The following is a 25,640-nucleotide window of genomic DNA, read 5'->3' on the forward strand; positions in this document are numbered from 1 at the left end:
GATTAAAAAATTAACGGAATAACTGCATCTTCTCGACTAATACACTCGTGACTGCATCATTAGCCGGGACGAGAAAATTACGTACGCTGTCGTTCACTTTGCCTTTCTCAAAGGTATTTTTGCATTGGCTTACCCATTGCACATTCATTTCCGTGCCGACATTCACCTTTTCAATACCGCTGCGGACGGCTAACCGCATATCTTCATCACTGACGCCAGTGCCACCGTGTAACACCAGCGGCGTGCGCGTCGCCTCGGTGATCTCAGCTAAACGTTGATGCTGAATGTGCGCCTTGCCGGTGTACAAGCCGTGAACCGTGCCAATAGAGATAGCCAGCATATCCACGCCGGTTTCATCGACAAAACGCTTGGCGTCATTCACGGTGGTGAACGCAATCTCCTCCATCGCCACCACTTTGCCATCTTCCGACCCGCCAATCGCGCCCAGTTCTGCTTCAACAGAGACATTTAATGGCCGCGCCATATCAATCACTTTACGGGTATTCGCAATATTCTCTTCGATAGATAAATGCGAACCGTCATACATCACAGAACTGAAGCCGGTATCAATTGCCAGTTGAATGGAGTCGAGGTCAGAACAGTGATCTAAATGCAAACAGGTTGGAACATTTTTACTTTCTGCCAGCGATTTAATCGCATCAACCAATAATCTGTGCCCAAGATATTTTGCGGTGCCGGTCGAAATCTGAATCATTAATGGACTGTTGGTTTTTTCCGCCGCTTTGAAATAAGCGGGCAACATCTCAAGGCAATGTAAATTAAACGAACCAACAGCTTTGAATTCACGGTCTTTAGCGATATGTAACAGCTCGGCGAAATTATAAAGTTTCATGAATTTTTTCCTCTTGCGGCTTAGTGGGTTTTCCGTTAACAAACCAGGCAATAGCGGTAATAAAGGCAATAAACAGGGCGACGAACAGCCAGTTATTTTGGAACGCATGTCCCAGAACCAAACCGGTACTGATGACGTCGGAATCGCTGAAGGTGACACCGGTGAAGCCGTAGCTTTCCAGCATCGGGACCAGAATTGCAGGCAGAAGGGTAATAAACAGACCGTGAACGAAGCCGCCGATTATCGCACCACGACGTCCGCCCAACGCATTGCCAAACACGCCCGCGGTGCCGCCTGCAAAGAAGTTGGTCAGCAGGCCTGGCAGGATCATCGCCAACCCAAACATCGGGAAGACGATCATGCCGACCACCGAACCCAGCGTGGTGGCCAGGAAGCCAACAATCACGGCATTTGGTGCATACGGGAACATCACCGGGCAATCAAGTGCCGGTTTGGCATCAGGTACCAGACGCATGGCGATGCCACGAAACGCAGGAACTAACTCGTTAAGCAGGAGACGCACGCCGCTGTATAGCACAAACACCCCAGCAACGAACTGGATAGACTGCATAAACGCATACATCAGGTAGTTCATGCCGTTGCTGTATTGCGCGATAAAAGCCGGGCCTGCGGCGACAGCCGGAATCAGGTACATCGGCACCATCACCACCGCCATCGCTAAGTAAGTGTCCTGCAAAAACTTGAAGTTGTCTGGCAGCTTGAGGTCTTCGGTAGAGCGCGATCCTTTGCCGACCACCTTCGCCACCGCCGCCGTCACCAGATAACCAATGGTGCAGAAGTGGCCGAGCGCGACATCGTCAGAATCCGTAATACGTCGTACCACCGGTTGTGCCAGCGCAGGCATAACCACCGCCATGATGCCGCCGAAAATGCCGCCAGTAAGGATCAGAGGTAAGCCTGTTAGCCCCGCTTTATAACCGATGACAGCGCCAATTGTGGCCATCCACAACAACGCTTGTCCGGTCAGGAAGATATATTTGAATGGGGTAATGCGCGCAATGATAATGTTGACGATGAAAATCACCAGCAAGGTCAGTGCCACTTCAGAACCCAGTTCGCGGTTCGCTAACCCGGCGATGGCAGCCACATCGGTGATATAACCCTGCATGCCAAATCCGTGCGTAAATATGGTGTTCAGGAAGGTTAATGTGCCGACAATGATATTAATGCCGGCCATCATAATTAAGAACCCCAGCAGGGTTTTAAAGGTGCCTTCCACCACCTTCCCTGCAGATTTTTTTGCAGCAGCAGACCAATCAGGGCAATAAAGGCGATCAGAATTGATGCCTGCCCTAATAAGTCTTTTACCAGGAAATCAATCACACTATTCATGGCTAGGAACCTTCATGTTGTGTTCTTTTAAAAACGCCACGAGCTTCTCCTCAATTTCCGTTTTATCGGTGAGCTTATTGAGAATAATGACGCGTTTGATCTGTTCCGGGCTGGCGTCGGCATTCAATACATCAGCAAAGGCTTTTTGCGTCAGAATGATGTCAGATTTAAAGGCGTTGGCTTCAGATATTGTGGTGTGATCAATATCCGCTTCAATCTCCAGTTTCTTTAATACCGATTTAGCGCTCATCTCAATTGCAAAACTGGATCCCAGACCGCAGCCACAAACACATAAAATTTTCAGCATGGTGTTCTCCTCACAAGATATTCAGTTGTTTAGCGAGTTTATAATGGTGCCCTTCAATATCGACCAAGCGTTTCTTCATGCTTATTAAATCAATGGGAATCGGTTTATTGCTGCCATTAATAATGACCGCTTTATTCCGCATTCCAGATTGAATACAACGAACCACTTCACTGGCCATAATGGTGCCCTGGTAAATTTCTTCACAGGTAGGATCACCATTACGCAGACCGTAACCGATAATGGTTTTGCGAATACGCACGCCAATCATCGGTTCAAGCTGTTTAATCAGGGTATCGATCGCCCCTTGAAATCCAGGGAATATTCGCGGGTGTAACCTTCTGAACAGAGGATCACCACGCTGTTCTGCGCGGCCAGTCGCTGCGTAATACGCTCAGCCAACTGCGGCGTGGGGATTTGACATTCTGGAATCAACGCAAAATCCGCATTGGATTTAATCGCGGACTGCAACGTTAATTCCCCGCAATAGCCACCCAGCAATTCCACCATAAAAACGCGACCGGTTAACGCGCGGCCAGTATTCCGCAATTTCGCCACTTCTTTTAAAACTTGTTCGCAAGCCGTAGAAAATCCGATGGTGTAATCACTGCCAAACACGTCGTTATCGATGGTCATGCCGACGCCAAAACAATTAACGCCAAATTCACTGAGTGTATGCAAAAATTGCAGTGAACCGTCACCACCCGCCATCACTAATACATCAATGCGTAGCGACTTCAGCTGGCGCGCAATTAATTCATATTCGCTGCGTACTATTTTTTTATCGGTCCTGCCAGACTGCATGACCGGAATTGAGGCGATTGAAAAATCCATTAAGTCGCGTTGGGACACGTCCTGGTGACGATTGGCTAATAAACCCGGTATGCCGCCGTTAAATAACACCATATCCGCTTGCGCCATCCGACCCATTTGGAAAATAAAATTATTAATGCCGGTGACATCACCGCCGCTGATCACCATCCCAATTCTCATATTGGACACTCCATTGGCTGTATTGCGTCTGGAAATCATTGTTGCGGGATAAGAGCTTTGTATTTGCAATGAAGATCACATTAATGACAGGAATTTTTAAATGTAGATCGTTGACAGCGGGTTTTAATGACTGATTTATGTGATGAAAATCACATTATGAATTCCAGATTAAATAATAAAAAAACATTACACATCAATAGATTAACTATGAATGACTTCGCAAAACTTTTTAACACGTGCTTTCTCTTTTTTCGCTTTAACAGCACAATTCAAATTTGTGATTTTCACCTCATTTTCAGCGGTTCAGTCGCTTATTTATCCAATTTCTTGTCCGCCCTCATAATTAAAAACAGCAGGGGTAAATAGTGCCTAAAACCTAATTTAGCGCCGATCAATGATTGACTTGCCCCAAGGTCAGCCTGTCCAATAAGGCGTTTATTCACTTCAGAAGAGAAATCATGACGTCCTCGCAGGAAATGCTCCGCCAACTGGGTGAGGTGGTCGGCGCTAAACAGGTATTGACCCATCAGGATGATAAAGCCTGGTACACCAAAGGATTCCGGGTTGGACGTGGCGAAGCCTTTGCCGTTGTTCTGCCACAAACGCTGTGGCAACTGTGGCAAACGCTACAAGTTTGCGTTGCAAACGATGCCATTATCTTAATGCAGGCTGCCAATACTGGCGTGACGGGCGGCTCGACGCCGGACGGCAATGATTATGATCGCGATGTCGTCATTGTCAGTACGCGGCTGTTAAAAGGCGTGCAGGTTATTGATCAATCGCGTCAAGTGATCGCCTTCCCTGGCTCCACATTGACCGAACTGGAGAACACTTTAAAACCGTTGGGACGCGAGCCGCATTCAGTGATCGGATCGTCCTGCATTGGGGCGTCGGTGATTGGCGGTATTTGCAATAACTCCGGCGGCTCTCTGATTCGACGTGGCCCGGCATTCACAGAAAAATCGCTTTTTGCGCGTATTCATGACGACGGTCGGCTAGAGATGATCAATCATCTCGGCATTGCGTTAGGCGATACGCCGGAAGAGATGCTGCGTCGCCTTGAGCAACAGGAATTTACCACCGGCGATCAGCCTGACTGGGACGGTAAAATCTGGGCTGATGATTACGCCGATCAGCTGCGCGATACGCAGGCTGACAGCCCTTCTCGCTTTAATGGCGACATGCGTTACCTGCATGAAAGTTCAGGCAGCGCAGGCAAAGTGGTGGTGTTTGCCGTGCGTCTGCCGACGTTTGAAGCCAGCCAGCAAAGCGATACATTTTATATCGGCACCCAAGATGAGAAAGCGCTGGTGGCGCTGCGCCGTTATTTATTGGCGAACATGCACGAATTACCGTTACAGGCTGAATATATCCATCGCAACGCGTTTGATTTAACGGTGCGTTACAGCAAGCACATGTATCTGGCGATCGGCAAGCTGGGCGCACAGGCACTGCCCGGCTTGATGGCCAGGAAAGCCAAGTGGGATGTGCGCGTCAGTCATCTCAAATTTCTGCCCAGAAACAGCATCGATAAAATGCTGCAATTTTTTAATCAGTTCACGCCGCGCTTTGTTGCGCCGCGCATTCTTGATTACCACGCACGCTTTGAACATCATTTGATGATTAAAGTTGAGGCGCAGCAAACGGCGGAACTGCAGCAGTTGCTGGAAAATTTCTTCCGCGATCAAAACGGCGAGTTTTTCCTCTGTAACGCACGCGAAGCCGCGGATGCGTTTCTGGTGCGTTTTGGCGTGGGCGGCTGCACTATTTCGTATTGCGATTATCTTGGCTATAACCCGGATGAGCGGTTAGTGGCGTTTGATGTGGCTCTGCGCCGCAACGACGAGAGCTGGCGGCTGGTGTTGCCGGATCATCTGGCTGACCAGGTTCAGGTGGATTCTTGCTGTGGGCATTTCTTCTGCTTCGTCAATCATCAGGATTACGTGCTAAAACCTGGCGTAGATGCGAAAGCGTTTAAAGCGGCGGTGATTGAGGTATTGGAGCAGCGCGGCGCGAAATATCCGGCGGAGCATAATGTCGGGCATTTGTACCACGCATCCTGTGAGCATGAGCAGCACTGGCGTCAGTTAGATCCGACCAATAGTTGTAATCCGGGAATTGGCAAAACCAGTAAGAAAAAGTATTGGGGCTAAAGGCAAGAGTAGCTGGCTGGCCCCCACCTCAATCCTCTTAAGTGCGAGGCCGTTTGTCCCCCACCTCAATCCTCTTAAGTGCGAGGTCGTTTGCCCCCCACCTCAATCCTCCCCCATACATGGGGGAGGAAGATGCTGCCCTATGCCAGCTATTTACCTGCATGTGGCAGCGTCTCCTTCCTCCGCTTCGCGGGGAAGGCCGGGATGGGGGCCAGCGCGCAGATGAGGTCGTTTGTCCCCCACCTCAATCCTCTGAAGTGCGGGGTCGTTTGTCCCCCACCTCAATCCTCCCCCATAAATGGGGGAGGAAGATGCTGCCCTATGCTAACTCTGTAGCTGCATGTGGCAGCGTCTCCTTCCTCCGCTTCGCGGGGGAAGGCCGGGATGGGGGCCAGCGCGCAGATGAGGTCGTTTGTCCCCCACCTCAATCCTCCCCCATAAATGGGGAGGAAGATGCTGCCCTATGCCAGCTATTTACCTGCATGTGGCAGCGTCTCCTTCCCCGCGTCGCGGGGAAGGCCGGGATGGGGGCCAGCGCGCAGATGAGGTCGTTTGCCCTAAAGCAAACGGCGACTTACTTACCGTAAGCTTCAGTCGAAATCGTCAGCGTGATCTCATCGCTCACCGCAGGGACATACTTATCCAGCTTGAAATCAGAACGCTTAATAGTGCCGGTGGCATCAAAACCAATTGCCTGCTTCTTCACCATTGGGTGCATCGCTTGCTGATTCAGAGTGGCATGCAGCGTAACCGGTTTAGTGATGCCTTTCAGCGTTAGATTACCTTCTACATCAAATTTATTGTCGCCTTTCGCCACCACTTTGGTGCTGTGGAAAGTCGCATTAGGATATTTAGCCACGTCGAAGTATTCCGCGCCTTTAAATTCTTTGGTCAGCGCCGCAACATGGCTGTCGATTTTGCTCACCGGCAGCGTAACGTCTACGCGTGATTGCTCAGGATGATCTTTGTCAAACACCAGCGAACCCGTTGAGTCAGGGATATCGGCGGTTGGATGTGAAAAACCAAAGTGTGTCCAGGTCGCAATAACCGAAGTGTGCTCAGGATTGAGCTGATAATGCATGGCTTCCGCCTGCGAGAAAGGGACATACAGGCTGGCTACAGCTAACAGTGGCAGCGCAATGCGCTTAACGTTTTTCACACGACATTCCTTATTAAAAAACAGATTCATTAGGAGTGTCGTCTAATATGGCAGGAATAAACAGTGAAGAGATTTGCTGATATTTTTCAAATAAATTCAGCAATATCGCAGCGTGACTATCACATTAACGTCCAGCCGTAAAAAGCACCCGCCAGCGGCGACGCTGATTCGTTAAACGAGTATGTAACTGTTGCAGATCGTCTAACGTCAGCGCATCAATGCTTGTTTGCGTCAAATCGTGCAAACCCTGCTCCCTTCGCAATGCCGTTAAGGCCGCATTGCTCTCATCAACACGGAGCTGCGCTTTTAATGTATCGATATCCAGTGTGGCGATCTCATTGTCCAACGAGCGTAAGAATCTTTTGCAATGCTGTAACAACCTACCGACGCTAAGGTTGGGTGATTGCAGCGCAAACAGTACGCCGTCGTGATCCGCGCTACGTAAATAACGGCTACTCACCACGTAACCGATCTGCTGTTCCACCCGTAAACGCTGGAAAAAAGCGGTTCATAGATCTGCGCTAAAGCACGTAGTGCCGCGAGCGGGTGTCGTTGATCTAGGGGGATAAACAGTAACAACGCGTTATCGCGACCAGGATGATCAATGCGCGACACACCACTGCGTGAAGACAAATGGGCACTGCGCAGCAGTGGATTAACGGGCAGTGAAAACGTGGCTAAGCGCCGTGCAATGACGTGGTGCAGAGCTTCACTTCCCCCGCACAGCACGGCCCGCCAGCAGGTCGGGCTACTTGCAGAAGTTAAGTGCTGAGGCAACCTCTTCAGCAACTCACGAATGGCGATGCTTTCAGGTTGCTGCGGATCACTACCAGAACGATTATCCGCGAGCGCATCAGCAACCTGTTCCAGCGCCCAATCCGCAAGCTTCTGGTTATCCGGCAGGCGAAGAGTCAACTGCCAAACGCCCTGCGCTTCCCCCATTCACCGCCGCCGCCTGCATGACGCAACGTGGCAAACAGCGGGCGCAGTCGCTTCGCGCACGCCTCACCAGACTCAGCGGAAAGATTACTGAAAAATTCAGGACGCAGAATCAGGGTTGCTGCTTTGTCTGACGCAAGGTGCAACAATGTCACGGCAGCGGTTGGCAGTGGCGAGCAGATGAGTTCGGTTTTTAGCGGATAAAAAGCGAAAGCGGTAACAGCAGATTGACGCTGTGGCGCTGTTTCTCGCGGCGCTAAGCTAAGCTCAAACCCTTGGGTTTTGACGCTTTCGTCCAGCTCTTTATTTGAATAAATGGCATTCGAGCAAAATAGCGTAGCGGAAGGCGCAGCCTGCAATGCCGCGATAAAAGCGTGAAACCTTTTCGGCTCGGCTGGCGCAAACCCCAACACGCGCTGACGCAGCTGCTCCAGCGGTGACAGCGCGTTAAAACGCTGCTGCGCCAGTTGCAGATAATGCATCTGCTGTTCTTCACAGGTTTCCCCGATAGCCTGTAAAGCGTGTTGCACGCTTTCACTCAGCCGATCGGGCTGCTCGGTGGTGAAAATCGCCACCAGCCAAAGCTGCTTATCCGATTGATAAAGCCACTTCAATTCGATTTCGCTGGCAATACCGCGCTGGCGCAAAGATGCCATTAAACCGCCGGGCGCATCATCCAGTAAAAACTCACGCAACAACGTGACGTTGTCACTCCATTGAGCATCTACGATCCACGAATGCCAGTATTGGGCTACGCCCTCGCTCAGCATGGCGTGCGGCTTCATTTCAGGGAGTAATTGCAGTGGCGGTATAGTGAGTTGAACCTGACCTTGTGGCAGCGTTTCAGCAAATCGCTGCGCCAGATGCGCCAGGTCATCTAACGATTGTGGTCCCTGCAGCCAAAGCTGCAGGTTACTGGCAACGTAAAAATGCTGATGAAAATCACGCAGCGCCTGCTGCAACGCGACAACGTTAGCGCCAAAGGCATCGGCGCTACCTATTTGAAAGCGATGAAATGTTTGTGGCTCAGCGACCAGGCTAAACAGCGCCGCCTCAGCCTGCGCAGGCACGTGATGCTGAAGTAAGCGATATTCAGCATCAATGACGGCCATTTCCTGTTTGATCGCCGCCGTTTCAAACAAGGGCGCGCAGAGCATATCGTGCAACCGCGCTAATCCATCCTCAAATCGATCCGCTGTGATTTCAAAAAATAGGCGCTGCGCCGCGCCAGCGTGGTGGCATTAACACGTCCGCCGTTAGCCTGAATCCAGCTCATCAACCGATCGCGATCGGGCCAGCGCTGGCTACCGGTAAACAGTAAATGCTCCAGCAAGTGCGCTAAACCTGGCCAGCGATCCGGTTCGTCATGACTGCCCGCCTTAACCTGTATCAACGCTGCCGCATCGCGCGCATCGGGTTGATGCACCAGCGTCACGGCTAATCCATTCAGGTTCAGGCGGCGAATCATCAGATGTTACGTGACTTATAAATCAGCTGAGAATTGCTGCGGTTACGGAATTGCAATTGACCAATTTTGATATCACTGCAATCCGCTTCGCGACGGGCTTCAAGGATTTTGCCGTGATGCGGCGATTTGCTGCAAACCGGATCGGCGTTGTCCGCATTGCCGGTAAGCATGTAAGCCTGACAACGGCAGCCGCCGTAATCCTTCTCTTTTTCATCGCAAGAGCGGCAAGGCTCTGGCATCCAGTCGTAACCGCGATAACGATTAAAACCAAACGAGTTATACCAAATGTCATCCAGGCTCTGCTCAAGCACCGAAGGAAACTCAACCGGCAGCTGGCGCGCGCTGTGGCACGGCAGCGCGGTGCCTTCCGGCGTTACGCTGAGGAAGATCGCACCCCAGCCGCCCATGCAGCCTTTCGGTCGCTCTTCGTAATAGTCGGGAGTAACAAACAGCAGATTGGTCAAATTACCGCTTTTACTCATGCGCTGGCGATAGTTGTTAACGACGCCTTCTGCCCGCGCAATTTGCTCACGCGTGGGCAATAAACCTTCGCGATTGAGCTGTGCCCAGCCATAAAACTGGCAGGTGGCGAGTTCAACATCATCCGCTTCCAGCTCAATGCAGAGATCGATGATTTTGTCGATCTGGTCGATGTTATGGCGATGCAAAACAAAGTTCAGCACCATCGGATAGCCGTGCGCTTTCACCGCTTTTGCCATCTCCAGCTTCTGCTGAAAGGCTTTTTCGACCCTGCCAGTGCGGCGTTCAGCGTTTCATCGCTGGCCTGAAAGCTGATCTGGATATGATCAAGCCCGGCGTCAGCAAACGCATCCAGTTTGTTGTGCGTCAGGCCAATGCCAGAGGTGATCAGGTTGGTATAGAAACCTAAATCACGGGCGGCACGGATCAGCTCAGGCAGATCTTTACGCACCAGCGGCTCGCCGCCGGAAAAGCCCAGCTGCACGCTACCCATGGCACGCGCCTGACGAAACACCTCAATCCACTGATCGGTGGTGAGCTCTTTTTCCTGCTGAGCGAAATCCAGCGGATTCGAGCAGTACGGACACTGCAGCGGGCAGCGATAAGTCAGCTCCGCCAGTAGCCATAGCGGCGGATTGACGCCGGGTTTAAGCGGGTTCACGGAATTGTATCCACTTCTGTTCATAGGCTGATTGCAGGAATTCTTTTACGTCCGCGCCAACGCCACCCGCTTCCGGGAAACGCGCATCAAGCGTGGCAATAATGGCTGCAATATCTTGCTTGCCATCGACCAGCTCCAGGATCGCGACAGCGGTTTCATTCAGCTTGGCCATGCCTTCAGGATAAAGCACCACATGGCTATCCTGCGCGGCTTCCCACTGCATACGATAGCCGCGACGAAACGCGGCAATAGTGTTGTCATTCATCATTTATACCAGTCGAGTGGTGTGCCACGCCGCCTTGTCGGTGACGGTGTGATAAGGCGGACGCTTAAGTTCATAGGCCATGGTCATGGCATCCAGCATTGTCCATAAAATATCGAGCTTAAACTGCAAAATTTCCAGCATGCGGTTCTGTTTTTCTGGTGTGGTGCAGAATTCCAGCGCCAGCGCCAAACCATGCTCAACATCGCGGTTCGCCTGGCCCAAGCGGTTGCGGAAGTAGAAATATCCCTCTTCTTTGATCCACGGATAGTGCTGCGGCCAACTGTCGAGGCGCGACTGGTGGATCTGCGGAGCAAAGAGTTCCGTTAACGAACTGCATGCCGCTTCTTGCCAGTTGGCGCGACGGGCAAAGTTAACGTAAGCATCGACCGCGAAACGCACGCCGGGCAGCACGTGCTGCTCTGACAGCAGCGCTTCGCGATTCATGCCCACCGCTTCACCCAGACGCAACCAGGCTTCGATGCCGCCCTCTTCGCCGTTGCTGCCGTCGTGGTCAAGAATACGCTGCACCCATTTACGACGCGTGGCCGGGTCCGGGCAGTTCGCCATAATCGCTGCATCTTTCAGCGGAATATTGGTTTGATAATAGAAGCGGTTTGCTACCCATCCCTGAATTTGCTCGCGCGTCGCCTGACCGTTGTGCATGGCGATATGGTAAGGATGATGGATATGGTAATAGGCGCCTTTGTCGCGCAGCGCCTGCTCAAAAGCCTGTGGCGACAGCGTTTCAGTGATCTGCATGATTTAGTCCTGAAGGTGGATCGCCATCCCGTCCCAGCTCACCTCAATGCCCTGTTGCGTCAGGAACTGTCGTTGGGGTGATTGCTCATTAAGGATCGGGTTGGTGTTGTTAATGTGAATAAGAATTTTGCGTTTGGCCGGTAACGACGCCAGCAGCGCCATCAAACCTTGCTCTTCTGCCAGCGCCAGATGCCCCATCGCTTTGCCGGTGTTTTTACCCACACCCGTGGCCAGCAGTTCATCATCTTGCCAGACGGTGCCGTCGATCAGCAGGCAATCGGCCTGTTTTAACCACGGCAAAATCACGTCATCAGGTTCACCGAGGCCCGGCGCATACAGCAGGGTTTGACCATTGGCGCGGTTTTTAATGAACAGCGCCACGTTATGACCCGGCAACGGGCGATCGCGGTACGGCGAATAAGGCGGCGCGTTGCTTAAAATAGGGATAGCCGTGAATTGCAGGTCGGGACACACATCCACGCTAAAGGTGTTCAGCGGCGCAATGGGACGATGCTGCAAGCCGCCGTTCCAGTGTTTCAGCATGGTGAAAATCGGAAAACCGCTGGTGAGATCGTCATGCACTTCTGGCGTACACCATACCTGATGCGGGCAGCCTTCTCGCAGGCTCAGCAAACCGGTAGTGTGGTCGATTTGGCTGTCTGTAAGGATGATGCCGCCAATATTCGTGCCGCGCAGAACGCCCTTTTTAGTTAATTCTGGGGTATGGAGGATCTGCTGGCTGATATCTGGCGAGGCGTTACACAGCACCCAGTCTTCGCCATTATCACTCAGGATGATTGAGGATTGGGTACGTGGTTGGGCCTGAATAGTGCCATTACGCACGCCGTGACAATTGGCACAGTTGCAGTTCCACTGAGGAAATCCGCCACCGGCGGCCGATCCGAGGACTTTAATAAACATGAAGGAAAACCACGTGTTGAAATAATATCCTGAATAATTCACGTTGCATGCGGGCGGTAACGGCCTTTTCCCAGGCGCTGACTCACGTCAATGACCGGGAGCGCGTTCAGCCAATGCATCTGCAGCTTGAAGTATGACGGATAAAAATGCCCGCACGAGTGGCGGGCATAAACATTAACGGTTGGAGATGTACAGCGTCACTTCCAGACCTAAACGCAAATCAACAAATGCTGGTTTTTTCCACATAATTCTCTTCCTCATAAAGTAATGAACAGATGATTATCTGTCTGAAACAGTTGCGGCAGGGACTCAAATGCGATCCCCATCACAATTTTGCCGACAGATGTTGCGCCAATGCTGCGACGAGATCAACCCGCAAGACGTAAGGAAATTGTTATCGCTGCCAGGTCGCGTGTAAAACGCGCTGCCAGTTTCCCCACGCCAGCTTTTCTAACAATGCCTGATCATAGCCTGCATCGCGCAGAGTGGCGAACAGCTTGGGTAATCCACTGACATCGCCTAACGCATCGGGCGTGGATATGCCGTCAAAATCGGACCCCAACGCCACATGATCGCTGCCCATTGTCCTTAGCAAATGATCACAATGCTTAACAATTTCTGCCAAAGGGGTGTCACTGTCACGTTTACCGTCTGGCCGTAAGAAGGCGTTACCAAAGTTGATCCCGACAACGCCGCCGCTGTCGCGAATCGCGCCCAACTGCGCATCGGTTAGATTACGCGGCTGAGCGCACAACGCATGAGCGTTGGAATGGCTGGCGACGAGCGGAGCGGTAGAGATCCGCGCGGTGTCCCAGAACGCTTTTTCATTCATGTGCGATACATCAATCATCATCCGCAGCGCATTCGCCTGCTGGATCAACGTTTCGCCTGCCACCGTCAGCCCCGGCCCGGTATCGGGTGACGCGGGAAAACTGCCGCTAACGCCCGTACCAAAACGGTTAGGCAAGTTCCAGAACGGCCCAATACTGCGCACGCCTGCTGCGTAGAATGCCGCCAGCAATTCACCTTCGCCATCCAGCGCATCTGCGCCTTCGATATGTGCCACCATCGCCAGCACGCCTTGTTCGCGGCACTGCGCAATCTCTGTCGCGGTGCGGCAAATTTTGGCTCGCCCGTCAGAGGCATCGGCAATCTGCTGCAAAATATCGAGCTGCTGCCACATGATCTCCAGCGGCTGATAAGGATGATCTGCCTGCTGCGGCACCATTTTAGCGATGTAGTTTTGCGGCGGGATGAAGATCGCGAACAGGCCACCACCAAAACCGCCCTGCTGCATACGTGGAAAGTCGAGATGACCGCGTTCAATGCCGTCAAAGAAGGCCGCGGCAGGTGCTTCGCGATGGTGAAGCCACAGATTAAGGAGTAAGTCGTTATGACCGTCGAAAGTCAGCATAGAGGATTCAGGATTGTAAAACATCGCGCCATGCTACGCGTGCGCTGCGGGTTAGCCAAACCGCAGCGCACGTATTGCTTTAAGGTCGGCTAGCCGGTTTGCGCCACGCTCAAACCGCGGTAAAAGGTCGGTTTCACATCCAATTTTTTCTGAATTAACCCATATCTGGTATAAAAATCAGCGGTTTCTTGCTGTTGCTGGACAGTGGCATCGTCGATGGCCTGCCAGTGCGACTGGCGGCGTGAAAACGATTTTTCTGCGGCTTCAGCCGGGAAACCAATAATTTTCGCCAACGTTTGCGAATAAGCTTTCACATTTTTATTCGCCCAGCGATCGGCAGCAGCCAGACGATTAACGTAATCCTGCAATGCCGCCTGCTTTTCGGGATCCGCCAGCGCCGCATCGGTCGCCGCTAAAAAGCTGTTGCCCGTTGATAAGCCTTTGCCGTTTATCAGTACGCGCCCGCTGTGTGTCACTTCAGCTAACGCCGTGTAAGGATCCCAGGTTGACCAGGCATCAACCGAATTGCTGTCCAGCGCGATACGCGCATCGGAAGGTGTCAAAAAGCGCCATGTCACCTCTTTGTCGCTGATCCCCGCTTGTTCAAGCGCTTTCAGGGCAAGGAAATGACCGACAGAGCCACGTCCGGTGGCGATGCTTTTACCTTTAAGCTCGGCGGCATTTTTAATCGGAGAATCGGGACGCACCAGCAGTGCCAGGCCGACCGGCACTGATTTGCTAACCGCCACCGCTTTGACCTGCGAGCCCGCTGCCACCGAAAACAGCAGCGGTGCATCGCCAATAATCCCGGCGTCAACGGCTCCGGCATTCAAGGCTTCGGCCAGTGGCGCGGCAGCAGGAAACTCTGCCCATTCAATCTTGTAAGCCAGATTTTGCAGCTGATTCGCCGCTTCCATCTCGGCATGCATATTCCCTTTTTGATCGGCAATGCGCAGCGTCACCGCCTGCGCTGATGGGGTGCCCGCCAGCAATACACTGAGGACAATTACCTGTTTTTTCATTATTGATTCTCATCGTGCAAAAGAGCTTCAGCCTAAACTGCGACGAGAATTTCAGCGATGCCGATTCCTCATGAGGTTTGCCATTTACGGTATATGCGATTGTCACTTTTGCGCGATGGGTTGTCAGTTTTGCAGGCGATTCAGACACGGCGTTCGGTCCAGACTGAAGGCACTTAATGAGGAGAATACGATGCTGACCCAACCCGAGAGTAAATATCGCCCGCAGCCGGTTATCGCCCTGCCCGATCGCCAATGGCCTTCACGCCGTTTGACGCACTCACCGCGCTGGCTTTCAACCGATCTGCGCGATGGCAATCAAGCGCTGGCAGAGCCGATGGACCGCGCACGTAAGCTGCAATTTTGGGATCTGCTGCTGCGCTGTGGCTTTAAGGAGATCGAGGTCGCGTTTCCCTCCGCATCGCAAACCGATTTTGACTTTGTCCGTGACTTAATTGAACAGGCGCGTGTGCCTGCCGACGTTACTTTGCAGGTATTAACCCAGGCACGTCAGGATCTGATTGAACGCACCTTTGCTGCGTTGCAGGATGCGCCGCGCGCCATTATTCATATGTATAACGCCACCGCGCCGCTGTTCCGCGAGCGGGTTTTCAAGCAGAGCAAAGCGGAGATCATTGCGCTGGCTACCGCAGGCGCGCGTCAAATTCGAACGGGCTGCGAAGCGCAACCCGCAACCGACTGGACCTTTGAGTATTCACCCGAGACCTTCTGTTTTACCGAGCCAGAATTTGCACTGGAAATTTGTGAAGCCGTTGCGGAAATATGGCAGCCGTGCGCAGAACGTCCGATGATCATCAACCTGCCGGCGACCGTTGAAGTGAACACGCCGAATGTCTACGCCGATCAGATTGAATATTTCTGTCGTCACTTTAGTCGCCGTCAGGATGTCTGTATCAGCGTGCATCCGCATAACGATCGCGGTACCGGCGTAGCTTGCGCCGAATTGGCTCTGCTGGCGGGTGCAGACCGGGTTGAAGGCTGCTTGTTCGGTAACGGCGAGCGCACCGGTAACGTCGATTTGATTACGCTGGCGTTGAATCTCTACACGCAAGGTGTTGCGCCACAGCTCGATTTCAGCCAGATGAATGAGGTGATTGAAGTGGTGACCGCCTGCAATCAGCTGCCAGTGCATCCGCGTCATCCTTACGCCGGTGAACTGGTATTTACCGCTTTCTCCGGCTCGCATCAGGATGCGATCAAAAAGGGTTCGCCATCCGCAGACAAAACGCCGAGACCGTTTGGCAAATGCCTTATCTGCCGCTGGATCCCGCCGATATAGGTTGCAGCTATGAAGCGGTGATCCGGGTGAATAGCCAATCGGGTAAAAGTGGTGCGGCCTGGTTGCTGGAACAGAATCACGGTTTGCAGTTACCGCGCGCTTTGCAACAGGATTTCAGTGGATGCGTACAGCGTGAAACCGATCGCCACGGCAAAGAGATGACGCAACATGCTATCTGGCAGCTATTTTGTCGCCAGTACGGCGTGGAGCAGCCAACGCTGCGCCTGTTGAATGCAGAAAGCCAAAGCGATGCGGGCGCGCAAACGCAGCTTAATGCTAACGCAGCACAGGATGGCAAGGCCTTGCGCTTGCGCGGCAGCGGTAACGGTTTGCTGTCGGCAGCGGTGAATGCGCTGCGTCAATCACTCGGGCTGGCGCTGACCATTGAGGATTATCATGAGCACACGCTAGGCAAACGCAGTGACAGCCGATCGGTGGCTTACGTCAGCTGCCTGAACATGGCGGGAGAACGTGCATGGGGCGTGAGCATCGATAACGACACCTCGCGCGCCTCGCTGCAGGCGCTGTTTAACGCGGCAAGTCGCTTTCTGACACCGGAAAATAATCTGCAGGCGACACGCCAAGCAGACGACGAAACATCGCGCTGAAGGCGCTTGGGCTTTCATAGCCGAGATCCAGCGCCACGCGTAACACCGATTCGCCCTGCGCCAGCTGTGTCAGGGCGATGGCCAGACGCGCACGTCGCACCCAGTCACTGAAATGCAACCCGGTTTCACGGATAAAATAGCGCGCCAGTGTGCGGCTCGACACATTGAGCTGTTCACTGGCACGCTCCAGCGTCCAGCTTTCGCCAGGACGTTGTTGAATAAGATCGCAGAGCATTTTCAAACGGTGCGTTTGCGGCGATGGCAGTTCAAACGGCAATACATCCATGCCACGAATTTCATCCAGCAGCAGTTCATAGATGCGTTCCGTGCGACTGCCCGGCGTATAAGCTTCAGGCAAAGTTATCGCGCTGATAATCAGTTCACGCAGCAGCGGTGAAATCTGAACCACCTGACAGCTGGCAGGCAAATCCGCTCGCGCCAGGGGATCAACAAACAGCGTCCGCGCCGCCACCGAACCGGTGATATGCAGCGCGTGCCGCGTATAGGCAGGAAGCCAGACACCGCGGCTAGGCGGCACAACCCAACTTCCCTGCTCCGTTTCCACTCGCACCACGCCGCTCAGCGTATGAATCAACTGTGCGCAAGTATGGTGATGCCAGGGTTCGCTGGCACCGTGTGCATAGTCATGCGCCAACGGCACCAGCGGGCGCGTAGCAAAATTAAATGCCAGCGTGGTGCTCATTTAGGCCTTTAAATACTTATAGATGACGGCCAGATCCTGCTCACCGTAGCCCGCATCCACCGCTTGTTGCCAGACATCAGCGATATTTTCTAACGCAGGCAGTTTGCTGTCGGCAGCATCCAGCGCCAGGCGCGCATCTTTTAATGCCCAGACCAGATGCATTTGCGGGGTGTAATCGTCGCTAGCAATCATGCCCAGCTTCATTTTGGCGTAAGGCGCAGCCAGCGGGCCGCCATCCAGCACTTTCCACAGGTCGTCGGTGGAAAAACCAAACTGTTCAGCCAGTCGGGTACTCTCCGCCAGACTCTGCATCAAGCCAATCAGCCAGCTGTTGACCACTAATTTCATCCGCGAGCTTTTTCCCGCTTCACCCAGCCACTGCGTCCCTTTCCCAATAGCAGCAAAGACCGTTTCAGCCGCCCCAGCGCGCGATTGATCGCCGCTGGCCATCACCAAAATTTGCGCATTTTCGGCAGGTGCTTTGGTCCCCGAAACCGGTGCATCAATGAAAAGGATGTCATCGCGCACATCGGCGAAGAAAGCGATCAGCGCATCCGTTTTTTCAACGCCGATGGTGCCCATCTGACAAATTGTTGCCCCCTGCTTCAGCGCATATTTTAAGGAGTGCAATACCTCTTCGGTGGTGTCGCCGTCAGATAACATGGTGATCACCACGTCGACCAGCTTAACCGCATCAGATGCCGTGTCAGCTAATTTAAGCCCTGCATCGACTAAATCCTCGCCGCGTGCGCGGGTGCGGTTCCAGCCATGAACGGTAAAGCCTTTTTTCAGCAGGTTAGCGGCAAACGCGTGGCCCATTGCGCCCAATCCCAATACCGCCACTTCAGGTTTCTGACTCATGCTGATTCCCTCTTAAGGTTAAATTTGGCGAACCTGTGCAACAGAACAGATTCAGGATAAATCGAGACTTAAAATCTGTACCCGGCTTTGCTGTGTGGGGCTGCGAAACAGCACTTCGTGGGTTTGCATCATGCCCTGACGCGTATAAAAGCGACGTGCCGCACTATTCTGTTCGAGCACTTCCAACCACAGCAGCGGCTGACGTAATTCACGCCCTTTGGCGCAAATTTCATTAAATACACGCTGCCCCACGCCTTGCCCGGTGATGTCTGGCAGCAGATAAAACTTATGCAGGCACAGTCCGCTGAGTTCGCTGCCTGGCCGCCGCTGATCGGTGCCAATTTGCACCACGCCACAGGGCGAATCCTGCATCAGTAAATACCACTGACTGCCGCTGCCATGCAGGCTACGACGCAAGCTGGCGGGTGAAAAGACGCTGTCGATGAAGTCATCGCACTCTTTGGGGTTATGCCATAACGCCGCAAAATGGTGGCGATAGCTGGTTTCGCCAATCTGGCTCAGCAGCGCAATCTCTGACTCGCTGGCGCGGTACAGCAGTTCCATGCCGGTTTCCTTGCGTATAGCTCTGAAAAGCAAAACATTCAGACTGGCGGCAATCGATCAAAAAATCCAGCGTAAATACGTAACAGCATTGAACATTTTCAGCCATAGGTTTTCGCTAAGTAGCGCTTTATCATTTACGCTTTTAAAAGATGCAATAAAACCCTTAACATATGTACACAATGTTCCAGCTGGTTCATTCCTCTTTTTTGTAGGCTTCTAATAAATGAAAATAGCGTTACTTCGTCAGGCGCACCTTCCGCTGTTGATGCTGCCTGCGGTGTTCCCTCTGCCGTTACTGGCTGCGGATGAAAGCAGCAATACGCTGGTTGTCAGTGCTGCTCCAGGAGCTTCAGGGCTTTCTGAACTGGATACGCCCGCAGCCGTCAGCGTGGTGACAGGTGATGACATGCGTCAGGCCGCACCTCGCGTTAACTTGTCAGAAAATTTAACCAGCGTGCCGGGTTTGCAGATCCAAAACAGGCAAAACTATGCGCAAGATTTACAGTTGTCGGTGCGCGGATTTGGTTCACGTTCGACGTACGGCGTGCGCGGAATACGTATCTATGTAGATGGCATCCCCGCCACCATGCCAGATGGTCAGGGTCAAACCTCAAACATTGATATTGGATCGATTGATCACGTAGAAGTGCTGCGCGGGCCATTTTCAGCGTTGTATGGCAACGCGTCTGGCGGCGTGATTAACGTTGATACCCAAACCGGACAGCAACCCACTACGCTTGAAGCGGGAACCTGGTACGGCAGCTACGGCAGCTGGCGCAACAGCGTGAAAGCCAGCGGCGCAACCGGCGATGGCACGCACGCAGGCGACGTAAATTACACGGTTTCAGCCTCACGCTTTACCACTCACGGTTATCGCGATCACAGCTCGGCACAGAAAAACCTTGGCAACGCCAAACTGGGTGTGCGCATTGATGATGTCAGCACGTTGACGCTGCTGTTCAACAGCGTGCACATTGATGCGCAAGATCCGGGCGGATTAACGCCCGATCAGTGGCGCGATAATCCGCGTCAGGTGGTGAGCAACGTGTCGCTGTATGACACGCGTAAAACGGTGGATCAGACGCAAGGCGGGCTGCACTATCAGCGTCAGATGAGTGAAAACGACGATCTCAGCATCATGATGTATGCGGGCATGCGGGAAACCACACAATTCCAGTCTATTCCTGCCAGCGTTCAGAGCAATGCTGCTCATCCCGGCGGCGTGATTTCACTGACGCGTCATTATCAAGGTGTTGATACACGCTGGACGCACCGCGACGCGCTGTTCTCAATTCCCGTGACGCTAACCGGCGGCCTCGATTATGAAACCATGACCGAGCGGCGCAAAGGCTTCGAAAACTACACTATCAACAACGGCGTTTATGATTACGGTAGCCAGGGCAATTTGCGTCGTAATGAACGCAACCTGATGTGGAACCTTGATCCTTATCTGCAAACGACGTGGCAATTCACTGACAAGCTCTCGCTGGACGCTGGCGTACGCTTCAGTACCGTTAATTTCGACTCTAACGACAACTACGTCACCGCAGGTAATGGCGATGACAGCGGCGATGCGCGTTACCACAAATGGCTGCCTGCGGCGTCGTTGAAATATGCGTTTGACGACAGCTGGAATGCCTATCTTTCTGCGGGCCGCGGCTTTGAAACGCCCACCATCAACGAACTTTCTTATCGCTCGGATGGTCAGTCGGGGCTGAACCTTGGCCTGAAACCAGCCACCAGCGACACCCTCGAGTTAGGCACCAAGAAGCGTATCGGCAATGGCTTGATTACCGCCGCCGTGTTCCAGACGGATACGCAGGATGAGATTGTGGCAGACACCAGCAGCGGCGGGCGCACCACCTATAAAAATGCCGGGGAAACCCGTCGTCGCGGATTGGAACTGGGCCTGGATCAGCAGTTCGCTTACGACTGGCGTGTGAAGATGGCTTACACCCTACTGGATGCACGCTATCGCACCAACGCCTGTGGCGATGAGAGCTGCGACGGTAATCGCATTCCCGGCATTGCGCGTAATATGGCCTACGCCGGTCTGGAATACGCGCCAGAGCAAGGCTTCTATGCAGGTGCTGAGATGCGTTACATGAGCAATATTGCCGCTGACGATGAAGGGGATGTGAAAGCGCCGTCTTATACCGTCACGTCAATAAACAGTGGCTACAAATGGCTGGTGCAAAACTGGACGCTGGATCTGTTTGGCCGTGCCGATAACCTGTTTGATCGTCACTACGTCGGTTCGGTGATCGTCAATGAAAGCAACGGTCGTTATTTCGAATCTGCACCGGGCCGTAATTACAGCGTCGGCCTGAATGTCAGTTACGCGTTTCAGTAAAAATCTTCAGTGAACATGCCTCGACATACGGATTATGCGAGGCACAAATTCTGCGACGTTGTCAAAGATTTCCAGGGAACGAGTGTGGTGCTGCTCAATCCCTGGAACAATCCCTCTACTGATTACAAGGCGCTGAGCTGCGCCAGCACATCCTGAGTACTGCCCGTTTCACCCAGACGTGGGAAGATCAGTTTTACGCTATTGGTATGGGTATCTGCATTGAGATCGGTCATGGCATCCACCGCCAACGTGACGTTGTAACCTAACTCATACGCCTGACGCGCCGTTGATTCCACACCAATGCTGGTGGCGATGCCGCAAATCACAACCTGCGTCACGCCACGCTTTTGCAGCTCTTCATGCAGCGGCGTGTTGTTGAATGCGCCCCAGCTGTGTTTGGTGATGGTGATATCTTCCTGCTGCGGCGTCATTTCCGGGACCAGCGTGGCCCAATCAGCCGGGAGCTCACCGTTGTGACCGCCTTGCTCGTTGCGGCCTGGCGCACTGCCCGCCACGTTTACCAAAACCACCGGCAAATCTTTGGCGTGAAACGCATCTTTAAGCTGCGCGCACAGGTCAATGATCGGTTGTGGTTCATGTACCACCGGCAAGGCGACGATGCCATGCTGCAGGTCGATAACGATCAGCGCGGTTTTTGCATCAAGTGTGGTTACAGCCATGTTGAGTCCTCTCAGGATTAATTGTCAGCGAGTCGTTGCAGTAAGGGAATAGCAAGCAGTAGCTGCTGCTGCTCAGCGGCTGAAAACCGGGTTTCAATACTCTTAATCAGCCAGTCATCACGTAAAGCGCGATTGGCGGCGATCAGTTCCCGGCAGGCTTGCGTCGGTGTGTAGCGCGTTTTACGGCCATCTTGCGCATCCGGTTCGCCCTGTACCATCCCTGCTGACTGCAAGCTGGCGACGGTGGCACCCATAGATTGCGTACGCACCCCTTCTGCTGTAGCCAGTTCGGTGATGGTCATCGCGCCGTCCCGCACCAAATGTCCAAGAACCAGTACCTGCGACCAGCTCAGCTCGCCCGGCGGGGCTGATTCGCGTAATCGGCGACCTAGCTTACCTATTACGCTGCGCAGTTCCGCTGCGGAGACATCCCTATTGCTCATTGCCTGCTCCTTACTGTGAACGCATCACTCTACAAATACGAAGGTAAACTGTGTAGTTTACCTTCGTATCAAATTGTAAAATCAGGCGCGGGCTAAATAGTGAATCAGACTATGAAAACGCAGCGTCACTTTCAGCGGATTGTGGTAGCTGTGCGCCACATCGGCGGCAAACTGAAAGGCTTCTCCCGCCTGTAACCGCCGCCAAATACCCTCCAGGCTCAATAATAGTTCCCCTTCCAGCACCACCACCTGCTCAATCACGCCCGTTTCGTGCGCTGAAGAATCGCTTTGTGCGCCGGGAGCGAGTTCAACCGCGAGCAGATCAAAACGAAGTTTAGCGTCGTAAGGCAGCAGTGGCCGCACAATCATCTGTGAATTGGGTTGGCTGAATGACGCTGTTTCGCCCTCTTGCAGCGTGCTGTCATGAATAAAGAAAGAAAAAGGAACGTTAAATCCGGTGGCAATTTTCCATAAGGTCGCCACCGTTGGGCTGGATTCGCCACGTTCAATTTGGCCCAGCATCGCTTTGCTGACGCCCGTTCGCTCCGACGCTAAAGTCAGGCTCCAGCCATTGGCTTGTCTGAGCTGCTTCAGCGCATCACTAAGATGTTGATGCCAATTTTCCATACGTTCTCCTGCTTACAGGCTCCTGCTTGCTGAACGGCAGTGTACCACTTGTGCGTTATAGCGCATCATGCGAGGATGTGCGCTATAACGCACAAAGGATCTCAGCCATGTTCCGCGCCACTTTTGGTTTTACGTTACCGATGGTCGTTTCAGGTTTTGTCGCCGTGCTGGTGGGATACAGCAGCACCGGCGCGATTATTTATCAGGTCGCGCAAGCGGCGGGTGCCAGCCCAATGCAGATTGGTGGTTGGCTTTCGATGATTGGCATCGCCATGGGTATCGCTTCTCTGGGCCTTTCCCTGCTTTACCGCATGCCGATTCTCGCGGCCTGGTCGACACCGGGTGCGGCGCTGCTCGCCAGCAGTTTTCACGGCATTTCCATTAACGACGCGGTGGGCGTTTTTGTCTTTGCCAACGTGCTGATTGTGCTGTGCGGCGTAACGGGATTGTTCGCCAGGCTGATGAACTACATTCCACAATCGCTGGCTTCCGCGATGCTGGCGGGCATTTTATTGCGCTTTGGCCTGCAAACATTCGCCGACTTGCAAACTGATTTCACCCTGTGCGGCAGCATGTGCCTGGCCTGGTTACTGGCGCGCCGCTGGCTGGCGCGTTACGCCATTTTGGTTACGCTGATGGTGGGCGTTTCGGTCGCCATGGCCCAAGGCGCGATCCATTTTCCTTCGCATTCGCCTGGCTTTGTTTTGCCCGATGCGGTCATGCCGCACTTTACGTTGACCACGCTGATTGGCATAGGCCTGCCCTATTTTCTGGTCACGATGGCGTCGCAAAATGCGCCTGGCATCGCCACATTGCAGGCGCACGGCTATACCCCGCCGGTATCCGCGCTGATGAGCTGGACGGGATTGATCGCCTTAATCATGTCGCCATTTGGCGGGTTTTCGGTGTGCGTGGCAGCCATCACAGCGGCGATCTGCATGGGCGAAGAGGTTGACCCCAATCCACGTCGCCGCTGGTTAGCCTCAGCCATTGCCGGCCTGTTTTACCTGCTGGCGGGTTTTTCGGGTGCGTTGATTGGCGTGCTGTTCAGCGCATTGCCGGCGGTGCTGATTCAGGCGCTGGCGGGTCTGGCGCTGTTGGCAACGCTCGGCGGCAGCTTGCAGCGCGCGCTGGAGCACTCTAGCGAGCGTGATAGCGCGTTGATCACCTTTCTGATTACCGCATCGGGCGTGTCGCTACTGGGCATCGGTGCCGCTTTTTGGGGGCTGGTCGGCGGCGTAGCAGCGCATCTGCTGTTGAGCAAAAAATCGGTTTGATCGTCCTGCGTGCTGCTGCTTTTTCCGGCAGCGCGTGAAAAAACCACGCATTTATCCCCTTTATCTGCCGTTTGATTTGCCATTGCCCCGCGTAAAATTACCGTAATCGCCGATAACTCGCGATTTTCTGCCTCAGACAACGACCGATAAGGGCCCAACAGGTGGCAAAAACTTTTCTGCGCAGCGGTAATCTTGATGCGGTGCTGGCCTTAGGTGAAAACGGCCAGCCGGTCTACGCCTCTGCACTGCAAATTCGTGAAACCCTGCGCCTGCGCCGTCAAAGCGCGCTGGCAAACTGCCTTGCTATTCCCCAAGCCAACGAGCGCGGCGATCGCCTCGACTGGTATGCGCCCTTTTCCGGCAAGGTAAAATCCTGGCTAGGTGCCAGCGATCACGAACGCCGCCAGGCGCTGCAGCAGCTTACTGCTTATCAGCAGGATATGAACGATCTCAGTTTACGCGCGCGCGCAGCGGAAAATCCTGCCATGCGCCTGTTTGGCGCGCTGTTGAGCAAGACCTTGCAGTTTCCCGATCAGCAATACGTTTATCTGGTGGATGGCAAACCGGTTATCACCTTTTGGGGCTTCGTTGATGCTCAGGAACGCAGTCGCGATGACGCGCTGGCCTGTTTGCGTGAAAGTCTGGAAGTGACCTTACCGAAATTAGTGATCGACCCGCAGCCCGAGCCAGTTGTCGCACCGGTTATCGAACCCATTGTTGAAAATATTGCGCCAGAACCGGTTGTCGAGTCGGTTGAACCTGAGCCAGTTATGGCACCTGAGCCAGCACCAGCAGCACGCCGTGCCGGTTTCCGTGTCTGGTATTTGTTGCCGCCTGTCGCGATTGCCGCTGCGGTAGCCATGGCAGTGGTGCTGCACACTTCACAGCCTGATACGCCAGCGACGGCTGAGCGTAAACCCGCCGCGCCAGCCCAGCCCGTCACAGCAAGCGTGAGTAAACCGCCTGCGGTACTGGTTTCTGCCGAAAAATTAGCGAATACGCTGCCGCAAACCCCAGCAAGCGTGGTTGCATCGGTTGCCGCCGAAAGCGCTGCGCCGTCTGCTACCCTTTCCAGTGTGGTGACGCCTGCGGTGCCAGCAAAACCGGACGATCTGGTGGTGACACCCGATGCAGTACGTGATGGTTTGGTGCGCGTGATTGATGGTCGCTGGCGCGTCAGTATTGAGCAGATCAAAACGCCGACCGGTAAGCAGCCCGAGATGCGCTTTCAGTTCAACAACGGCAAAGGCAGTGTGCAGATTGCGCAAGGCAACACCCGCTGCAAAGCTGACGTCAGCGCCGCCATGACCAGCGCCGGTAATCTGGTGATTGAAAGTCGTTATACCGCAAAATGCAGCGATAACTCCCGCTACCGCATGCCGCTTTTGGTGTGCCATGCCAACATTGGCGCGGCAGTTTGCGAAGCGCAATATGGCAATGACAACGTATTCCCAATGACGATTAAGCGTGAGAGTAAATAAAC

General features: G+C 53.5%; 23 protein-coding genes and 4 pseudogenes. 5 read left to right on the top strand and 22 right to left on the bottom strand.

Annotated elements, in window-relative coordinates:
* Positions 1-10: 10 nt before the first annotated feature.
* The 4 genes and pseudogenes from KQP84_RS13025 to KQP84_RS13040 all read right to left on the bottom strand — a co-directional run bounded on the left by KQP84_RS13025 (position 11) and on the right by KQP84_RS13040 (position 3,503).
* Positions 11-853 (bottom strand): class II fructose-bisphosphate aldolase, encoded by an 843-nt coding sequence (locus KQP84_RS13025; RefSeq protein ID WP_215846856.1) that lies wholly within the window; start codon positions 851-853, stop codon positions 11-13.
* Positions 840-2,206, bottom strand: a pseudogene (locus KQP84_RS13030) (PTS sugar transporter subunit IIC). Before KQP84_RS13030 ends, KQP84_RS13025 begins: the two are co-directional and overlap by 14 nt.
* Positions 2,199-2,513, bottom strand: coding sequence for a PTS sugar transporter subunit IIB (locus tag KQP84_RS13035; RefSeq protein WP_215846857.1), 315 nt, complete (start codon positions 2,511-2,513; stop codon positions 2,199-2,201). The pseudogene KQP84_RS13030 and the gene KQP84_RS13035 overlap by 8 nt, the downstream one beginning before the upstream one ends.
* Positions 2,514-2,523: 10 nt before the next feature.
* Positions 2,524-3,503 (bottom strand): annotated as a pseudogene (locus KQP84_RS13040) (6-phosphofructokinase).
* A gap of 458 nt (positions 3,504-3,961) precedes the next feature.
* Here KQP84_RS13040 and dld point away from each other — a divergent pair.
* Entirely contained in the window at positions 3,962-5,656 is a 1,695-nt protein-coding gene (gene dld, locus KQP84_RS13045; RefSeq protein WP_215846858.1) for a D-lactate dehydrogenase, read from the top strand.
* A 574-nt stretch (positions 5,657-6,230) separates the two neighbouring features.
* Here the strand turns inward: dld and KQP84_RS13050 are convergent.
* From KQP84_RS13050 to KQP84_RS13090, 12 genes and pseudogenes are all read right to left on the bottom strand, one after another.
* Positions 6,231-6,815: a YceI family protein gene (locus tag KQP84_RS13050; RefSeq protein WP_215846859.1), complete on the bottom strand. Its 585-nt coding sequence runs from the start codon at positions 6,813-6,815 to the stop codon at positions 6,231-6,233.
* 124 nt (positions 6,816-6,939) lie between these two features.
* The gene (locus KQP84_RS25780) at positions 6,940-7,299 is read right to left on the bottom strand and encodes a hypothetical protein (protein WP_256449272.1); all 360 of its coding nucleotides are present in this window, start codon (positions 7,297-7,299) and stop codon (positions 6,940-6,942) included.
* The gene (locus KQP84_RS25785) at positions 7,272-7,757 is read right to left on the bottom strand and encodes a hypothetical protein (protein WP_256449273.1); all 486 of its coding nucleotides are present in this window, start codon (positions 7,755-7,757) and stop codon (positions 7,272-7,274) included. Before KQP84_RS25785 ends, KQP84_RS25780 begins: the two co-directional genes overlap by 28 nt.
* Entirely contained in the window at positions 7,727-8,911 is a 1,185-nt protein-coding gene (locus KQP84_RS25790) for an insulinase family protein (protein ID WP_256449274.1), read from the bottom strand. Before KQP84_RS25790 ends, KQP84_RS25785 begins: the two co-directional genes overlap by 31 nt.
* A gap of 14 nt (positions 8,912-8,925) precedes the next feature.
* Entirely contained in the window at positions 8,926-9,222 is a 297-nt protein-coding gene (locus tag KQP84_RS25795; RefSeq protein WP_256449275.1) for an insulinase family protein, read from the bottom strand.
* Positions 9,222-10,387, bottom strand: a pseudogene (pqqE, locus tag KQP84_RS13060) (pyrroloquinoline quinone biosynthesis protein PqqE). Before pqqE ends, KQP84_RS25795 begins: the two are co-directional and overlap by 1 nt.
* Positions 10,350-10,628 carry a pyrroloquinoline quinone biosynthesis peptide chaperone PqqD gene (pqqD, locus tag KQP84_RS13065; protein ID WP_215848280.1) on the bottom strand — a complete coding sequence of 93 codons (279 nt, stop codon included), beginning with the start codon at positions 10,626-10,628 and terminating at the stop codon, positions 10,350-10,352. Before pqqD ends, pqqE begins: the two are co-directional and overlap by 38 nt.
* A 3-nt stretch (positions 10,629-10,631) precedes the next feature.
* Entirely contained in the window at positions 10,632-11,387 is a 756-nt protein-coding gene (gene pqqC, locus KQP84_RS13070; protein ID WP_215846860.1) for a pyrroloquinoline-quinone synthase PqqC, read from the bottom strand.
* Positions 11,388-11,390: 3 nt separating this feature from the next.
* Positions 11,391-12,308 carry a pyrroloquinoline quinone biosynthesis protein PqqB gene (pqqB, locus tag KQP84_RS13075; RefSeq protein ID WP_215846861.1) on the bottom strand — a complete coding sequence of 306 codons (918 nt, stop codon included), beginning with the start codon at positions 12,306-12,308 and terminating at the stop codon, positions 11,391-11,393.
* Between the two features lie 174 nt (positions 12,309-12,482).
* On the bottom strand, positions 12,483-12,554 hold the full coding sequence (pqqA, locus tag KQP84_RS13080; protein ID WP_215848281.1) for a pyrroloquinoline quinone precursor peptide PqqA: 72 nt from the start codon (positions 12,552-12,554) through the stop codon (positions 12,483-12,485).
* A 148-nt stretch (positions 12,555-12,702) separates the two neighbouring features.
* The gene (locus KQP84_RS13085; RefSeq protein ID WP_215846862.1) at positions 12,703-13,722 is read right to left on the bottom strand and encodes a dipeptidase; all 1,020 of its coding nucleotides are present in this window, start codon (positions 13,720-13,722) and stop codon (positions 12,703-12,705) included.
* Positions 13,723-13,811: 89 nt separating this feature from the next.
* Positions 13,812-14,744, bottom strand: a complete 933-nt coding sequence (locus KQP84_RS13090) for an ABC transporter substrate-binding protein (protein ID WP_215846863.1) — start codon at positions 14,742-14,744, stop codon at positions 13,812-13,814.
* Between the two features lie 190 nt (positions 14,745-14,934).
* On the opposite strand from KQP84_RS13090, the pseudogene leuA reads away from it, so the two are divergent.
* Positions 14,935-16,649, top strand: a pseudogene (gene leuA, locus KQP84_RS13095) (2-isopropylmalate synthase).
* Here the strand turns inward: leuA and KQP84_RS13100 are convergent.
* From KQP84_RS13100 to KQP84_RS13110, 3 genes are read right to left on the bottom strand one after another with little or no spacing between them, the layout of a single operon-like run.
* Positions 16,570-17,352, bottom strand: coding sequence for an AraC family transcriptional regulator (locus KQP84_RS13100; protein ID WP_215846864.1), 783 nt, complete (start codon positions 17,350-17,352; stop codon positions 16,570-16,572). The pseudogene leuA and the gene KQP84_RS13100 sit on opposite strands and share 80 nt — an antisense overlap.
* A complete protein-coding gene (locus KQP84_RS13105) occupies positions 17,353-18,213 on the bottom strand; it encodes an NAD(P)-dependent oxidoreductase (RefSeq protein WP_215846865.1) in 861 nt (286 codons plus the stop codon).
* Positions 18,214-18,264: 51 nt separating this feature from the next.
* Positions 18,265-18,777, bottom strand: a complete 513-nt coding sequence (locus KQP84_RS13110) for a GNAT family N-acetyltransferase (protein WP_215846866.1) — start codon at positions 18,775-18,777, stop codon at positions 18,265-18,267.
* Between the two features lie 223 nt (positions 18,778-19,000).
* On the opposite strand from KQP84_RS13110, the gene pqqU reads away from it, so the two are divergent.
* Complete coding sequence (gene pqqU, locus KQP84_RS13115; protein ID WP_215846867.1) at positions 19,001-21,130, top strand: TonB-dependent receptor PqqU; 2,130 nt, start codon at positions 19,001-19,003, stop codon at positions 21,128-21,130.
* Positions 21,131-21,252: 122 nt separating this feature from the next.
* Here pqqU and KQP84_RS13120 read toward each other — a convergent pair whose 3' ends face one another.
* The 3 genes from KQP84_RS13120 to KQP84_RS13130 all read right to left on the bottom strand — a co-directional run bounded on the left by KQP84_RS13120 (position 21,253) and on the right by KQP84_RS13130 (position 22,880).
* Complete coding sequence (locus KQP84_RS13120; RefSeq protein ID WP_215846868.1) at positions 21,253-21,810, bottom strand: isochorismatase family protein; 558 nt, start codon at positions 21,808-21,810, stop codon at positions 21,253-21,255.
* A 17-nt stretch (positions 21,811-21,827) separates the two neighbouring features.
* Positions 21,828-22,253 carry a MarR family winged helix-turn-helix transcriptional regulator gene (locus KQP84_RS13125; protein ID WP_215846869.1) on the bottom strand — a complete coding sequence of 142 codons (426 nt, stop codon included), beginning with the start codon at positions 22,251-22,253 and terminating at the stop codon, positions 21,828-21,830.
* 81 nt (positions 22,254-22,334) lie between these two features.
* A complete protein-coding gene (locus KQP84_RS13130; RefSeq protein WP_215846870.1) occupies positions 22,335-22,880 on the bottom strand; it encodes a helix-turn-helix domain-containing protein in 546 nt (181 codons plus the stop codon).
* 107 nt (positions 22,881-22,987) lie between these two features.
* On the opposite strand from KQP84_RS13130, the gene KQP84_RS13135 reads away from it, so the two are divergent.
* Positions 22,988-24,157 (top strand): benzoate/H(+) symporter BenE family transporter, encoded by a 1,170-nt coding sequence (locus KQP84_RS13135; RefSeq protein ID WP_215846871.1) that lies wholly within the window; start codon positions 22,988-22,990, stop codon positions 24,155-24,157.
* A gap of 161 nt (positions 24,158-24,318) precedes the next feature.
* On the top strand, positions 24,319-25,638 hold the full coding sequence (locus KQP84_RS13140; RefSeq protein ID WP_215846872.1) for an SrfA family protein: 1,320 nt from the start codon (positions 24,319-24,321) through the stop codon (positions 25,636-25,638).
* The last annotated feature ends 2 nt before the right edge of the window (positions 25,639-25,640 follow it).

It is taken from the genome of Candidatus Pantoea bituminis (assembly GCF_018842675.1).
Lineage (GTDB): Bacteria > Pseudomonadota > Gammaproteobacteria > Enterobacterales > Enterobacteriaceae > Pantoea > Pantoea phytostimulans.